Annotated in this window: 13 protein-coding genes; all 13 read left to right on the forward strand. The window is 33.3% G+C overall.

Features of this window, described 5'->3' with window-relative positions; translation table 11 throughout:
• Positions 1 to 60: 60 nt before the first annotated feature.
• Positions 61 to 1,191, forward strand: coding sequence for a hypothetical protein (locus BUC29_RS08985; RefSeq protein ID WP_073415445.1), 1,131 nt, complete (start codon positions 61 to 63; stop codon positions 1,189 to 1,191).
• Positions 1,192 to 1,193: 2 nt separating this feature from the next.
• Positions 1,194 to 1,763 carry a tail fiber protein gene (locus BUC29_RS08990; protein ID WP_073415447.1) on the forward strand — a complete coding sequence of 190 codons (570 nt, stop codon included), beginning with the start codon at positions 1,194 to 1,196 and terminating at the stop codon, positions 1,761 to 1,763.
• 314 nt (positions 1,764 to 2,077) lie between these two features.
• Positions 2,078 to 4,870, forward strand: a complete 2,793-nt coding sequence (locus BUC29_RS08995; RefSeq protein ID WP_073415449.1) for a TonB-dependent receptor — start codon at positions 2,078 to 2,080, stop codon at positions 4,868 to 4,870.
• 91 nt (positions 4,871 to 4,961) lie between these two features.
• The gene (locus tag BUC29_RS09000) at positions 4,962 to 6,527 is read left to right on the forward strand and encodes an SGNH/GDSL hydrolase family protein (protein ID WP_073415452.1); all 1,566 of its coding nucleotides are present in this window, start codon (positions 4,962 to 4,964) and stop codon (positions 6,525 to 6,527) included.
• Between the two features lie 237 nt (positions 6,528 to 6,764).
• A complete protein-coding gene (atpD, locus tag BUC29_RS09005) occupies positions 6,765 to 8,276 on the forward strand; it encodes a F0F1 ATP synthase subunit beta (protein ID WP_073415454.1) in 1,512 nt (503 codons plus the stop codon).
• Positions 8,277 to 8,358: 82 nt separating this feature from the next.
• Positions 8,359 to 8,640 carry a F0F1 ATP synthase subunit delta/epsilon gene (locus BUC29_RS09010; protein ID WP_073415456.1) on the forward strand — a complete coding sequence of 94 codons (282 nt, stop codon included), beginning with the start codon at positions 8,359 to 8,361 and terminating at the stop codon, positions 8,638 to 8,640.
• A 64-nt stretch (positions 8,641 to 8,704) separates the two neighbouring features.
• Positions 8,705 to 9,217, forward strand: coding sequence for a hypothetical protein (locus BUC29_RS09015; protein ID WP_073415458.1), 513 nt, complete (start codon positions 8,705 to 8,707; stop codon positions 9,215 to 9,217).
• 172 nt (positions 9,218 to 9,389) lie between these two features.
• Positions 9,390 to 10,028, forward strand: coding sequence for an NAD(P)-dependent oxidoreductase (locus tag BUC29_RS09020; protein WP_073415460.1), 639 nt, complete (start codon positions 9,390 to 9,392; stop codon positions 10,026 to 10,028).
• 77 nt (positions 10,029 to 10,105) lie between these two features.
• The gene (locus tag BUC29_RS09025) at positions 10,106 to 11,242 is read left to right on the forward strand and encodes an aminotransferase class I/II-fold pyridoxal phosphate-dependent enzyme (protein WP_073415462.1); all 1,137 of its coding nucleotides are present in this window, start codon (positions 10,106 to 10,108) and stop codon (positions 11,240 to 11,242) included.
• A gap of 41 nt (positions 11,243 to 11,283) precedes the next feature.
• Positions 11,284 to 11,685: a GxxExxY protein gene (locus tag BUC29_RS09030; protein WP_073415464.1), complete on the forward strand. Its 402-nt coding sequence runs from the start codon at positions 11,284 to 11,286 to the stop codon at positions 11,683 to 11,685.
• A 126-nt stretch (positions 11,686 to 11,811) separates the two neighbouring features.
• The gene (locus BUC29_RS09035; RefSeq protein WP_073415466.1) at positions 11,812 to 12,672 is read left to right on the forward strand and encodes a TraB/GumN family protein; all 861 of its coding nucleotides are present in this window, start codon (positions 11,812 to 11,814) and stop codon (positions 12,670 to 12,672) included.
• A gap of 225 nt (positions 12,673 to 12,897) precedes the next feature.
• Complete coding sequence (gene bioD / locus BUC29_RS09045; RefSeq protein WP_073415468.1) at positions 12,898 to 13,515, forward strand: dethiobiotin synthase; 618 nt, start codon at positions 12,898 to 12,900, stop codon at positions 13,513 to 13,515.
• A 98-nt stretch (positions 13,516 to 13,613) separates the two neighbouring features.
• On the forward strand, positions 13,614 to 14,885 hold the full coding sequence (bioA, locus tag BUC29_RS09050; RefSeq protein ID WP_073415470.1) for an adenosylmethionine--8-amino-7-oxononanoate transaminase: 1,272 nt from the start codon (positions 13,614 to 13,616) through the stop codon (positions 14,883 to 14,885).
• Positions 14,886 to 14,936 lie beyond the last annotated feature (51 nt).

A 14,936-nucleotide genomic window follows, 5' to 3' on the forward strand; every position in this document is an offset into this window, starting at 1 on the left:
TAATTTTGTTTCAAAATTTTAATTAACAAGACTTAACTTATAAAAAATAAAAATTTAAATATGAAAAAAATAATGTTTTTTGCAGTAATGCTTTTTAATGCATTTATTTATTGCCAGACTTTTGATGGTAATTTAGGTTCTAACAGTTTAAGATGGAACACAGAACAAAAAGATTTTAATGCACTGCCAAGGGTTGGAATTAACTCAATGTCTATAAAACTTTGGGATAATTATGCTGGAGCTGGTGCGCCATCAACTTACGGATCTTTGTTGGAAATTTATGGAAAATATGCACACTTGGTTTCTCAACTATATTTTAAAAGTACTTGGGAAGGTGATAAAATAATGTACAGAAGTGCATTTTATAATCAAAATGCATGGTCGGAATGGAGAACCTTGTTAGATTCTAAAAGCGATGTTGAATCTTCGGGTAGTCTAAAATTACAAGGAGTTGGCAATAGTTATATTACTACTGGAAATTTTGGTATTGGAACTAAAACTCCATCGACTAGTCTTGAAGTTTTTACTCCCTCTATTGTAGGTTCTGAAGCATTATTAAAATTAAGCATAAGTGATGCCTCGCAAGATTATATAAGAATTGTAAATGCAACAGGCGATGACAATCGATTTATTCCCCTTTTACAAGGATATCATGTAACTGACAATCGAGCGGCACTTTATTTAACAGGTATGATTGAAACTGCAAATGACAGCGGTGAAAATCCTATTATGGTTTTTGATTCCAGACGTAATGGCTCAGTTGTAAGTACAAGACCTCTGTTTTCCTGGGATTCTTATGGCATAAGAAAAATGATTTTAACTTCAAATGGAAGTTTAGGTATCGGTACAAATACAACCGGAAATCATAAACTGGCTGTTGAAGGATCAATTGGAGCAAGAGAAGTAAAAGTGCAGGCAACAGGATGGGCAGATTTCGTTTTTAAAAAAGAATATCAACTGCCAACACTTGAAGAAGTAGAAAAACATATTGCTGAGAAAGGTCATTTAGAAAATATTCCAAGTGAAGAAGAGGTTTTAAAAGATGGTATTAATTTAGGAGACATGAATACTAAGTTACTCCAGAAGATTGAAGAGCTGACTCTATATATAATTAAGATGGAAAAAGAAAATAAAAAACAAACAACTGAAATTAATAACCTAAAAAAGATAGTGCTATCTAAGAAAAAATAATAATGAAAAAACTAAATTTAATTCAAAGGGTTGTGGTTGTTTTTATATTCTTTACATCAACTATTCATAGTCAGGCGACTTTGCCAATAGTTGGATTTAATGATGCTTATAATTATACAATTGGGCATTATAGTGTTACGGGATCTTCAGGTTTAGATATACACTGGTATGGAGGAATACGTTTTGGAGACTGGAGCAGTAGAAGTGTAATGCAAATTACAAATGGTAAGGTTGGAATTGGCACAACAACACCAACAGAAAGGCTTACTGTTGCAGGAAACATTAGTTCTCGTGAGGTAAAAGTAACTGTCGATGCCGGAGCAGACTTTGTATTTGAAAAAGATTATAACCTTAAGTCCTTAGAATCTTTAGATAAATTTATTAAAGAGAATAAACATCTACCAGAAATTGCATCAGCACAAGAAATGCAAAATGATGGAATCAACTTATCTAAAATGAATATTAAACTACTTCAAAAAATTGAAGAACTAACACTATACATTATTGAGCAAAATAAAAAGATAGAAGATTTGCAAAATCGACTAATAAAAATTGAATCACCTTCAAATTAGTAGGAACTATTGATGATAATGTTAAAAAAGCGAGATTTAGGTCTCGCTTTTTTTTATTGTCATATTTTTTTTCTTGTATATGTATTTTTATTAAATCCTCAGAAAAATATTAAAAATTTATATGTATGCATAGTATTGTGGTTTTTCTTTATTTAATATTTGATTTTTATCTAATAAAATCAATTACGAAATAGTTAAAATAGTTTTAAAAATTGTGCTGAATATGAATTTTTTTTAACGTTTTTTTATTAATATTAAAAATATTTGTATTTTGGCTATTAAAACTAATAACAACTAACCAAAAACTAACCCTAATGAGAGTCTACTTGCTAATTATGTTGTTTTTCAGCGGAATATCTTTTGCGCAGAATACAATTACAGGTTCAGTTACTGACAGTAACAAACAATCTATTCCCGGTGCCAATGTTGTTGTACTTGGAGGCAGCGGAGGTGTATCGACTGATTTTGACGGAACATTTAAATTGACCACAAATGAAAAACTGCCATTTTTGATAAAGGTATCTGCCGTGGGATTTGAAGCTCAAACAATCAATGTTACATCTGCAAATCAAAAAATAAACGTTACTCTAAAAGATGAAGAAACCAAACTTGATGAGATTGTGGTTTCGGCTTCCAGAACTCCTGAAAGAGTTATTGAATCACCTGTTACAATTGAAAGAATGGGTATTCAGGAAATTAAAAACACAACAGCTCCCACTTTTTATGATGGATTGGAAAATTTAAAAGAAGTGCATTTCAATACGAGCAGTATTTCTTTTAAATCAATAAATACTCGTGGTTTTGCTACTGTTGCTAATACCAGATTTATGCAATTGGTTGATGGTATGGACAACTCTTCCCCAGCTTTGAACTTTGTGTTAGGAAACTTAATTGGTGTTTCTGATATCGATGTTGCAAGCGTTGAACTTTTGCCGGGAGCATCTTCTGCTCTTTATGGTGCAAACGCTTTTAACGGAATTATGTTTATGAATAGTAAAAGTCCTTTTACAAATGAAGGAATAAGTGTTTACTATAAATATGGGCAAACGAGTCAGGACATTGCAGGAACTAATGATTATAATGATTTTGGAATTAGAGCTGCAAAAGCTTTTACAAAACATTTCGCAATGAAAGCTAACTTTACTTATATGAGAGCTACGGAGTGGATTGCTGGAGATAAAAGAAGTATGACACCTGGAGGAGACAGTCATGCAGTAAATCAAAACTATGACGGATTAAATATCTATGGTGATGAGGTTACTACTTTTATTTCAAATGTTGGACAAGTTAGTAGAACCGGTTACCGTGAGCAGGATTTGACTGATAATAAAGTTAAAAGTATGAAAGCTGATTTTAGTGCTCATATCAAGCCTTGGGCAGATGATACAGAATTTATACTTCAATATAAAATTGGTACAGGGAGCACTATTTATCAGGGAGCAAACAGATATGCTTTAAAAGATTTCTTAATGCAGCAAGGAAAATTTGAAGTAAAAGGGAAAAACTTTTTTGGTAGAATATATTTCACAAGTGAAGATGCAGGAGATTCATACGATATGAGATTTGCTGTATGGAACGTAAACAGAGCGGCAAAATCAGATACTGAATGGTTTACAAACTATGCAACTGCTTATCAATATGCGGGAGCTGTTATGGGAACAAATGCAAATGAGTCGGCGGCAATCGCAAGAAATTTTGCAGATTATAATGTTCTTCCTGCTGCGATTTCTTTTATTCCAAAACCAACTGGTTCTCCTAGATTTGAACCAGGATCTGCACAATTTAATAATGCCCTTAAAACAGTTATCTCTAATCCAGATTTAACACAAGGAGCAAAATTTATCGATCATTCAAAATTATACCATTCTGATGTGAATTATAATTTTAGAGATATTATCAAATGGGCAGAAATTCAGGTTGGAGGTTCTTGGAGAAAATATATCATGAACTCTGAAGGGACAATCTTTACAGATTATGACGGTCCAATTGATTATAAAGAATACGGAGCTTATGCACAATTACAGAAAAAATTCTTAGATGACAGATTGAAATTTACAGGATCTTTACGTTATGATAAAAGTCAAAACTTTGATGGAAATGTTTCTCCTAGAGTCTCATTTGTGTATTCTGCAGGAGAATCTAAAAGACATAACTTTAGAGTTTCTTATCAAACAGGTTTCCGCAACCCAACAACGCAAGATCAATACATTGGTTTAGACTTAGGACCATTTGCTTTAATTGGTTCTGCAGCAGAGAACTTAGATCGTTTTCAGGAAACTGTAAATGTAAGTTCTGCCGGACAAGCAATTGCCGGTCAGCCTGCGACAATTCAAATGTCAGGTCAAAACGCTTATCACAATGCATATACAGTAGCTTCAGTTCAGGCTTTTGCAGCTTCTTCAAATCCAAATGATCTTCAAGTAGCAAATATTGGTTTAGTAAAGCCGGAGCAGGTACAAGCTTTTGAAGCTGGATACCGTACAGTTGTTCAAAACGATTTGTCGATTGATATTAACGGATACTACAATATTTATAATGATTTTATGAATACGGCGAGAGTTATTTCTCCTTATTATGGAACTGTAGGAACTAATCCGGCAGATACAGAAGTACAAAAAACTTACCAGGCATTGGCTTTTGGTGATAGAAGAGTCTATCAGGTTTATACGAATACAACGGCTCAAATTTCTTCTTTAGGATTTGGTGTTGGTTTGTCTAAAAAAGTATATAAAGATTTTGAATTAGGAGTAAATTATAACTATGCTCAATTTAATTTTGATCAAAAAGATGATCCTGATTTCGTGGCAGGATTTAATACCCCAAAACACAGAATTAAAGCTTCATTAGGAAATTCTAAAGTAACTAAAAATTTAGGTTTCAATGTAAATGTAAGATGGAATACAGAATATTTATGGGAGTCTTCTTTTGGAGATGGAATGATTCCGGAAAATACTGTTCTTGATGCTCAGATAAATTATGCACTTCCAAAACTAAAATCAGTTATAAAAGTAGGTGCAACAAACCTTTTCGGGTCAGATTATCTTCAGGTAATTGGAGCAGGTATGATAGGTCAGCAATGGTTTGCTTCATGGACAATTAATCCTTAAAAGAAATAATTATTGACGTGAATATTTTTAGCTTCTTTTTGTAAAGGGGTCTGACGAAAAATGGAGAGGTAATAATTTAAAAAGTACTAACATGAAAAAAAATATAAAATGGCTATTAATGGTTTCTTTGACCTTTTTAGCAGCTTGTAATAATGATGACGACAATAATACTCCAGAAGAAGTTCCGGTGATTCCCGGTTCAGCAGTATTTACAAAATATGTTGCTCTTGGAGATTCTTTTGCGGCGGGATACAGCGACAATGCTCTTTTCAAAAGAGGACAGGAAGGTGCTTATCCTAACATTTTAGCACAGCAATTTGTGGCTGCCGGCGGCGGTGCTTTTACAACACCATTAATGAATGATAATCTTGGAGGATTGTTATTAGGAGGAAATGTTGTGGCAGGAACACGTTTGTATTTTAACGGACAAGCTCCTGTAAATGTAACAGGAAAGCCAACAACAGAAATTACTGCACATCTTACAGGGCCGTTTAACAACTTGGGAGTTCCGGGTGCAAAAAGTTTTCACTTAGTTGCAGCTGGATACGGAAATGTTGCCGGAGTAGCAACAGGAGCAGCAAATCCTTATTTTGCCAGATTCGCAAGTTCTCCTTCAACAACAGTTTTGGCAGATGCAGCAACGCAGGCACCAACATTCTTCTCCTTATTCATTGGAGGAAATGATGTTTTAAGTTATGCAACATCTGGCGGGGTTGGAAAAGATCAAAAAGGAAACTTAAATCCGGCTACTTATGGAGGTAATGATATTACAGATCCAACAGTTTTTGCAAATGTTTATACGGCATTGGCAACAACCTTAACAGCAAATGGAGCAAAAGGGGTAGTAGCAAATCTTCCATATATTACAGCTTTACCATATTTTACAACTGTTCCATATAACCCGCTTACAGCAAAATCTCTTGGAGGAAATAACGAAGCAGTAGGAAAAGCAACAATCAAAGCTTTAAACACACAATTATATGGCCCCCTAAAACAAGTTTTAACAGCATTTAATGCAGGAGACAGAATTAATTTGCTGTCTGAAACTGCAGCGAATCCTGTATTGATAAAAGATGAATCACTTACGAATTTATCAGCTCAGCTTACTGCAGCCTTTACGCCTTCATTAGGGGCTCAAACGGCAGCATTTTATGGAGCTGTTTTTGGACAGGCTAGACAAGCAAGAGCAACAGATTTAGTAGTTTTACCAACAAGAACAGATATTGGTGCCGCACCAAAAGCTTCAGATTCTGGATTGGGTATCGCACCGCCGGCACCATTGGATAAATTTGGAGTAACTTATCCTTTACAGGACAAACATGTTTTGATTCCAACTGAAATTGCAGAAATCAAAACAGCAACAGATGCATATAATACAACTATTGCAGCAGTTGCGGCAGAAAAAGGTTTGGCTTTTGTGGACACAAGAGCAATTTTAACTCAATTAGCAAGCGGCGGATATAGATTTGGAAATTACACAATGTCATCTACATACGTTACAGGTGGAGCTTTTTCGTTAGATGGAGTTCATCCAAGTGCAAGAGGGTATGGTTTAATTGCAAATATTTTTATAGATGCCATAAACGCTAAATACGGTTCAACACTTCGTCATGTTGATTTAGGATTGTATCCAATTCAATATCCGGCGTCGTTATAATATACCATTTTTTTTAATTAAGAAAGCCACTCGTTTTTGTAAAATGTAGTGGCTTTTTTATTTCGTTAAAAAATGACATAAACGACAGTTTAAAAGTCTGTTTTTATGAATCAAACAAAATCATGCTATTTTTTATGAAAAAAAAATTGATTTTATATTTTAAAAAATTATCTTTGCGCTCTGAAAAAAGAGGTATTTTCGATAAACCTAAATAGCTATTTAATAAATACATAAGTAATGTCAAAAGTAATAGGAAAAGTTGCTCAAATCATTGGACCAGTAGTAGACGTAGTTTTCAACGGTAAAGATGTTGAACTTCCAAAAATTTATGATTCACTAGAAGTCACTAAAAAAGACGGAACTTTATTAGTTCTAGAAGTACAATCACACATTGGTGAAAACACTGTTCGTACCATTTCTATGGATTCAACAGATGGTTTAAGCAGAGGATATGAAGTAGTTGGAACTGGAAATCCAATCCAAATGCCAATCGGTCCAGACGTATATGGAAGATTATTTAATGTTGTTGGAGATGCCATTGACGGTTTAGGTAATTTACCAAAAACTGGAGAAAACGGTCTGCCAATTCACAGACAAGCTCCAAAATTCGAAGATTTATCAACTTCATCTGAAGTTTTATTTACAGGTATTAAAGTAATCGATTTGATCGAGCCTTATGCAAAAGGAGGTAAAATTGGATTGTTTGGTGGTGCCGGAGTAGGTAAAACAGTATTGATTCAGGAGTTGATCAACAATATTGCAAAAGGTCACGGTGGACTTTCAGTATTCGCTGGAGTAGGTGAAAGAACACGTGAAGGAAATGACTTGCTTCGTGAGATGTTGGAGTCAGGAATTATTAAATACGGTGATGATTTCATGCACTCTATGGAAAATGGAGGATGGGATTTATCTAAAGTAGATATGCCAGGAATGAGAGAGTCTAAAGCTACTTTCGTTTTCGGACAAATGAATGAGCCACCTGGAGCTCGTGCACGTGTGGCACTTTCAGGATTATCTATCGCTGAGTACTTCCGTGATGGAGCTGGATCTGATCAAGGAAAAGACGTATTGTTCTTCGTTGATAATATCTTCCGTTTTACACAAGCAGGTTCTGAGGTATCAGCACTTTTAGGACGTATGCCATCTGCGGTAGGTTACCAGCCAACTCTTGCAACAGAGATGGGTGCAATGCAAGAGCGTATTACATCTACAAACAAAGGATCTATTACATCTGTACAAGCGGTTTACGTTCCTGCGGATGACTTAACTGACCCGGCTCCGGCTACAACTTTCGCGCACTTAGATGCAACAACTGTATTGTCTCGTAAAATTGCTGAATTAGGTATTTATCCTGCGGTTGACCCGTTAGATTCTACTTCAAGAATTTTAACTCCACATATCTTAGGAGATGAGCACTACAACTGTGCACAAAGAGTAAAAGAAATTCTTCAAAAATACAAACAACTTCAGGATATCATTGCGATCTTAGGTATGGAAGAGTTATCAGAAGAAGATAAACTTGCAGTATCAAGAGCTCGTCGTGTACAACGTTTCTTGTCTCAGCCATTCCACGTAGCAGAGCAGTTTACAGGTATTCCGGGAGTTTTAGTAGATATTAAAGATACTATCAAAGGTTTCAACATGATTATCGATGGTGAATTAGATCACCTTCCAGAAGCAGCTTTCAACTTAAAAGGTTCTATTCAGGACGCTATCGAAGCTGGAGAAAAAATGTTAGCTGAAGCATAATAATATTGGTTGTTAGTTGTTAGTTGTCAGTTGTTAGAAACAACCATCAACCATCAGCCATCAACTATTAACTAAAAAAAATATGATTTTAGAAATAGTATCACCAGAAGCAAAATTATTTTCAGGAGAAGTAACTGCAGTTACACTTCCTGGAGTTGATGGAAGCTTTCAGATTTTGAATAATCACGCTCCTATCGTTTCTATTCTAGAAAAAGGAACAATTAAAATTGCAGCGTCTAGTTTCAATTTTTCTAAAGAGGTAGCAGATAAATTTACGAAAGTGAATGACCAAACTTATACATTAGATATAACGTCAGGAACAATCGAAATGAAAGATAACAAGATAATTGTTTTAGTAGACTAAAAACAATTTTGTAAATAATTTTAAAAGCCAAACAGAAATGTTTGGCTTTTTTTATTTTTGATTTATGAAAAATCAAGAATCAGACAAATTAGTTTATATATCAGAAAGATCTTTTTGGCATTTTATCTTGGCAGCACCACTTTATTATTTTACCATTTCTATGTCGCTTAAAATGTTTGATCTTTATTACACAGGAAGGATTATGAATGGTTTAAAATTTACTGTAGCGGTTTTTTTTATGTTTGTCTGTGCTGCCGGATTAACTTTTACTAAAAAAGTTTATACAAATTCTGCGATCAAAAACGTTCGTTTCAATTTTACTTTATTTAATATTCCTTTATGCAAAGACATTCTTTTTAAGGAAATACAATATGTATCTGTATATAAAAATCATTCAGATCGAGATTTTGAAGTTCAAATCTGGTTGTCAGAAACAAAGAAAAAATCTGTCTCAGTTCATCTTAATTCTCAGTCTGCTTTTAATTTAGGGCTTAAAATAGCAAATGGATTGGAAGTTAACTTGCTAGATGCCACTGAAAGAGGAAATTTTAAATGGATAGAAAAAGAAAATTTATAATATTTTGAGAGTCAAACTTTTGTTTGACTTTTTTATTTTTTACTTTTGAAGTATTATAATCTCTTTATAAAATATTGATCGTATTGGTAAAAGCTCAGTAAGCTTTTATGTTTTCGCTTTATTAGTTTCATAAAGCACAAATTATTTATGTCAAATTTTATAAAGAATATCTATGAAAAATATATCAAAAGTCGCTGTTCTAGGCGGTGGTGGAAGAACTGGAAAATATCTTGTAAATCAGTTGTTAAAAGAAGGATTTAATTTAAAACTTTTAATTAGAAATCCTCAAAATTTCGAAATTCAAAACTCTAAAATTGAAATCATTCAAGGTGATGCACTCGATTTAGAATCCATAAAGTTATTGCTAAAAGATTGTCAGGCCGTTATAAGTACTATTGGTCAGAGAAAAGACGAGCCTCTTGTTGCAAGTGATGTAACAAAGAACGTTTTGGGAGTAATGAATGATTATAAAATCGAACGTTATGTTCTTCTTGCTGGTCTTAACATTGATACACCATTCGATAAAAAAAGCCCAAAAACAATTATGGCTACAGATTGGATGAAAGCTAATTTTCCGGTAATTCAGGAAGACCGCCAAAAAGCGTATGATCTTTTAGTTGCAAGTAATATAAACTGGACGCAGGTTCGAGTACCTTTTATTGAATTTTCGGATATTAGTTCTGAAATAGCAGTTAATGTAGAAGACTGTTTAGGGGATAAAATCAGTGCATTTGATATCGCCGTATTTATGGTGAAAGAATTGATTAAGTCAAATTACAGCAGGCAGTCGCCTTTTATAAGCGCTATTTAATAATCAATTTAAAACAGCGGGAATATCAAAACCCGCTGTTTGTTTATATCAAATTTCAATTTCATAACTTTGTTTTTATGAAATTAGCTGAAAATCTTATTCAGAAGCTTGAAAACCGAATGCAGAATAATTCACTTCGGAAACTCCCTGTGTTTAATAATCTCGTAGATTTCTCTTCTAACGATTATATTGGTTTTTCAAAATCTGAAACTATTTTTAAGCTTACGCATAGTTATTTACATGAAAATGAAATTTTTCAAAACGGAGCAACGGGTTCAAGATTAATTTCGGGGAATCATTCTTTATATCAAATTGCAGAAAATTTTATTTCGCAATTTCATGACGCAGAAGCCGCTTTAATTTTTAATTCGGGTTATGATGCCAATTTGGGATTTTTTAGCGCTGTACCGCAAAGAAATGATGTTATTTTATATGATGAGTTAAGTCATGCTTCAATTCGGGACGGAATTGTGATGTCAAATGCAAAATCATATAAGTTTAATCACAATAATTTCGAAGATTTAGAACGACTTATCTTAAAGTTTCCCACTACAAATATTTATATCGTTACAGAAACAGTTTTTTCTATGGATGGTGACAGCCCAAATCTGGAAGAATTAGTCCAGCTTTCTGAAAAATATAGTTGTTATTTAATTGTTGACGAAGCCCACACTTTTGGCGTTTTTGGGGATAAAGGCGAAGGTTTGACTCAATATTTAAATTTGCACAACAGAATTTTTGCCCGAATTATGACTTTCGGAAAAGGTTTAGGCTGTCATGGTGCAGCTGTACTTGGAAGTCCTCAACTCAAAGAATATTTAATAAACTTTGCCCGAAGTTTTATTTACACAACAGGATTATCTCCACATTCAGTTGCTACGATTTTAACAGCTTATCAGCAATTAGAAATCGAAAAAGAAGCTATTGAAAAACTGCGTCAAAATATCGTGTTCTTCAATCAGCAAAAAAACTTATTGGGATTAAAACCAATGTTTGTTCGAAGCAAATCGGCTATTCAGTCTGCTATTGTTCAGGGAAATGAAAACGTCAAGAAATTAGCCCAGCAATTACAGGATAAAGGTTTTGATGTAAAACCCATTCTGTCTCCAACAGTTCCTGAAGGTCAGGAGCGTTTGCGATTTTGTATTCACAGTTATAATTCAGAAGAAGAAATTAGTCAGGTCTTAGAATTATTAAGAAATTACGTATATTAGACCGCCGATTAAACGAATTAAACGGGTTTACACAGTTTATAATGTCTCACTTACTACACAAAGAAAAATCAAAATCTATTCTAAAAATATTTTATGATGTTTATAATCAATTAGGTTACGGATTTCTAGAAAAAGTCTATCAAAATGCAATGTATTTTGAATTACAATCGAAAGGATATAAAGTTGAAGTTCAAAAACAAATTAAGGTGTATTTTAAAAATCAATTAGTTGGTGAATACTATGCTGATATTGTAATTGATGATGTAATTATATTAGAATTAAAAGCATGTGAATATTTATTGAGTTCACATATAGCGCAATTGATGAATTATTTAAAATCGACAAAAATGGAAGTTGGTTTACTTTTGAATTTTGGAGAAAGTCCTGAATTTAAACGTTTAATTTATACAAATAACAGAAAACCAAATTTAATGCTGCGTTAATCTGTTTAATCGGTTTTATCAGTGGGCCAAATATTTCTATTTTTTTTGTAACGTTTTGATTAATCTTATACTTACAGGTAGTAATTACAAAATGAGTTTTAATCATTAACTAAACCAATCTCAAAAATGAAAAAAATAGTAAGTCTATCTATATCAGTAATACTTCTTGTTTTCGGAATAAAAACACAAGCTCAAACATCTCCTAAATTAGAAAATTCTCTTTTGTGGGAAGTTTCCGGAAACGGACTTTCAAAACCATCTTATTTGTATGGAACGATTCATATGATTTGTTCTTCGGATTATTTTTTAACAGACAAAACAAAGAAAGCTTTAGAATCTGTAGAAAAACTAGTTTTAGAAATTAATTTTTCTGATCCAAAAGAAATGTCTCAAATGCAGCAGCTGGCAATAGGAAAAGAACCTTTAAGTAAAAAATTAACTCCGGATCAATTAGCAAAATTAGATGCCATTTTGAAAAAAACTACCGGAATGGCTGTTCAGCAAGTTGACAGTTTTAGTTTACTGACGGTGATGAGTTTGATTTCTATGAAAAGCTTTGGCTGTAATGATTTAAAATTCTACGAAATGGAATTTATAGAACAGGCTAAAAAAAGAAATATTGAAATTGGCGGACTTGAGACGGTAAAAGAGCAATTTGGGATACTCGAAAATGCTTATACAAATGACGAAATGATTTCTATGCTCGAAGAATCTGCATCTGAGGAAACTGCAAAATTAGTATTGGCATACAAATCTGAAAATGTTGATGAAATGTATGATTATACAACTGATAAAAAGTATACCAGTGATAAAACAAAAAAGATTATTCTAGACCAAAGAAATCAGAATTGGGTAAAAATTATGCCCGAATTAATGAAAAAACAAAGTGTGTTTTTTGCTGTAGGTTCGGGACATTTAGCTGGAGAATTTGGAGTTATAAATTTATTAAGAAAAGCAGGTTATACAATAAAACCTATTTGGAATTAATATATTTTGAAAGAACGGGGACAAGGATTTTTGATTCGGATTGAAACTCATAAAGGAATTTTGTACAAAGTTTCTAAAATGTATATGGACACGCACGACGATCAGCAGGGTTTGTTTTTTTATTGGTATTTTTGAAGAGATTATTACACAGACATACACAAAGAAAAACACAAAATAGCGCAAAGTAAAAAGTAACTTTGTGTATCTCTGCGAAACAACGCATTTATGAAAATATTCGTAACGGGAATTTCGACAGATGTTGGTAAAACAATTGCCTCTTCTGTTATTGTAGAAGCTTTAGAAGCTGATTATTGGAAACCAGTTCAGGCTGGTGATTTAGATAATTCAGATACTGATAAAGTAAAAGCCAGAATCTCTAATAAAAAAAGCCGTTTTTTTGAGAACAGTTATAAGTTGAATACGCCGGCAAGTCCGCACTGGGCGGCTGAAATTGACGGAATCACAATTCAATTAAATGAAATACAAGAACCTAAAACAAACAATAACTTAGTTATTGAAGGTGCAGGCGGAATTTTTGTTCCATTAAATGATGAACAAACTATTATCGATTTAATAAAACCGGATTATAAAATTGTTGTTGTTTCAAGACATTATTTAGGAAGCATCAATCACACTTTATTAACGATTGAAGCGATCCAAAATAAAGGTTTTAAAGTTGCCGGAATTATCTTCAGCGGAAGCGAAAACAAATCAACAGAAAGCTTAATTCTCAATAAAACTAAAATCAAATGTATAGGGAGAATTGACGAAGAACCCTACTTTGATCAAAATGTAATTGCAGAATATGCTGATTTATTCAGAGATAATTTACTTGATTTGTAGAGTAAAGATTATAGAATAAAGAAAATAGACTTTCTTATCTTTGTGTAAACTATAGAGTTTAGTCTTTTTTCTATTCTCTTTCTTCTATTTTCTTAAAAATGACCTTAACAGAAAAAGACAGCCAATATCTTTGGCATCCTTATACACAGCATAAAACCTCACAAACACCCATTGCGATTACTCGTGCAGAAGACGCATTACTTTGGGATGAAAACAACAAAGAATATATTGATGCAATTGCTTCGTGGTGGGTAAATCCGTTTGGGCACAGTAATAAATTTATTGCCGATGCGATTTACAAACAATTGACGACCTTAGAGCATGTTTTGTTTGGAGGCTTTACGCACGAACCGGCTGTAAAAGTAGCCGAAAAGTTAATGGAAATTCTGCCGAAAAACCAACAGAAAATTTTCTTTTCAGATAATGGTTCAACAGCTGTTGAAGTAGCAATAAAAGTGGCGCTTCAGTATTTTTTCAATAAAAATGAAAAACGAACCACAATTATTGCTTTTGAGAATGCTTTTCACGGAGATACTTTTGCGGCAATGGCAGCGAGTGGAATCTCATTTTATACGCAGGCTTTTCAGGGAATGTTTATAGATGTAGTTCGAATTCCGGTTCCGGTAAAAGGACTGGAGCAGGCAAGTTTTGAAGCTTTAGAAAATGCCATAAAAAATAATAATTGTGCCGGTTTTATTTTTGAACCTTTAGTACAAGGTGCAGCCGGAATGGTAATGTACGAGCAGGAAGCTTTGGCTAAATTAATTCAGATTTGTAAAGAAAATAATGTCCTGACAATTGCAGATGAAGTAATGACGGGTTTTGGTAAAACCGGAAAAACATTTGCAATGGATTATGTTTCTGAAGAACCTGATATGATTTGTCTTTCGAAGGCTTTAACAGGGGGAACAATCCCAATGGCGATTACGACTTTTACGCAAGATATTTTTGATGCTTTTTATGATGATGATATCAATAAAGCATTGTTTCACGGCCATACTTTTACCGCAAATCCAACGGGTTGTGCGGCTGCTCTTGCAAGTATGGATTTGTTGCTGACAAATCAAATGCAGCAAAATATTCAAAGAATAAATGCAAGTCATTTAAGTTTTCAAAAGAAAATCGAAAACCATCCAAAAGTAATTACGGCCAGAACTTTGGGAGTTATTTTTGCTGTTGAAATTAAATCCAATTCAGAAGAAAGTTATTACGGATCCATGCGTACAAAACTTTACAATTTTTTTATTGAAAAAGGAGTGGTTTTGCGTCCGGTAGGTAATATCGTTTACATTTTACCACCTTATATTATGACCAATCAACAGCTTCAAAAAGTATACACAACTATTGAAGAAGCTATTGAAATGGTATAAATTTGCCCTCAGATTTTAATTTATTAAACGGATTTATACAGAGAAAATAGT

Origin of the sequence: Flavobacterium defluvii, assembly GCF_900129555.1 — a bacterium.
GTDB lineage: Bacteria > Bacteroidota > Bacteroidia > Flavobacteriales > Flavobacteriaceae > Flavobacterium > Flavobacterium defluvii.

Coding starts and splice junctions, on each gene's coding strand:
- BUC29_RS08985 (WP_073415445.1), top strand. CDS start 61: ATGAAAAAAATAATGTTTTTTGCAGTAATGCTTTTTAATGCATTTATT.
- BUC29_RS08990 (WP_073415447.1), top strand. CDS start 1,194: ATGAAAAAACTAAATTTAATTCAAAGGGTTGTGGTTGTTTTTATATTC.
- BUC29_RS08995 (WP_073415449.1), top strand. CDS start 2,078: ATGAGAGTCTACTTGCTAATTATGTTGTTTTTCAGCGGAATATCTTTT.
- BUC29_RS09000 (WP_073415452.1), top strand. CDS start 4,962: ATGAAAAAAAATATAAAATGGCTATTAATGGTTTCTTTGACCTTTTTA.
- atpD (WP_073415454.1), top strand. CDS start 6,765: ATGTCAAAAGTAATAGGAAAAGTTGCTCAAATCATTGGACCAGTAGTA.
- BUC29_RS09010 (WP_073415456.1), top strand. CDS start 8,359: ATGATTTTAGAAATAGTATCACCAGAAGCAAAATTATTTTCAGGAGAA.
- BUC29_RS09015 (WP_073415458.1), top strand. CDS start 8,705: ATGAAAAATCAAGAATCAGACAAATTAGTTTATATATCAGAAAGATCT.
- BUC29_RS09020 (WP_073415460.1), top strand. CDS start 9,390: ATGAAAAATATATCAAAAGTCGCTGTTCTAGGCGGTGGTGGAAGAACT.
- BUC29_RS09025 (WP_073415462.1), top strand. CDS start 10,106: ATGAAATTAGCTGAAAATCTTATTCAGAAGCTTGAAAACCGAATGCAG.
- BUC29_RS09030 (WP_073415464.1), top strand. CDS start 11,284: ATGTCTCACTTACTACACAAAGAAAAATCAAAATCTATTCTAAAAATA.
- BUC29_RS09035 (WP_073415466.1), top strand. CDS start 11,812: ATGAAAAAAATAGTAAGTCTATCTATATCAGTAATACTTCTTGTTTTC.
- bioD (WP_073415468.1), top strand. CDS start 12,898: ATGAAAATATTCGTAACGGGAATTTCGACAGATGTTGGTAAAACAATT.
- bioA (WP_073415470.1), top strand. CDS start 13,614: ATGACCTTAACAGAAAAAGACAGCCAATATCTTTGGCATCCTTATACA.